The organism is Neptunomonas marina (assembly GCF_004005935.1).
Taxonomy (GTDB): Bacteria; Pseudomonadota; Gammaproteobacteria; order Pseudomonadales; family Balneatricaceae; genus Neptunomonas; species Neptunomonas marina.
The window spans coordinates 1-204 of record NZ_SACQ01000049.1 but is presented as its reverse complement, the minus strand read 5'-3'; the positions used below and the strand labels follow the sequence as shown (position 1 = coordinate 204).

General features: G+C 61.3%; 1 protein-coding gene. It reads right to left on the bottom strand.

Features of this window, described 5'->3' with window-relative positions; all coding sequences use genetic code 11:
- A partial coding sequence (locus EOE65_RS18000) for an Ig-like domain-containing protein (RefSeq protein WP_240657038.1) occupies positions 1 to 190 on the bottom strand: 190 nt, incomplete at its 3' end.
- Positions 191 to 204 lie beyond the last annotated feature (14 nt).

Genomic DNA, 204 nt, shown 5'->3' with positions numbered 1-204 from the left:
CGTTGTAGTTGGCATCCGGGGTGTAGGTCACGGTGCCGTCGCCATTGATCAGCAGTGTGCCGTGGTCTGGCTGCTGCGTGATCACGATGCTGGTGAGGTCCAGACCGTCGTCCACGTCGTTGTCGTTACCCGCCAGATCTAGAGTCACTGCGGTGTCTTCCGCGGTGCTGCCGCTGTCATCGACGGCCACCGGTGGATCGTTAT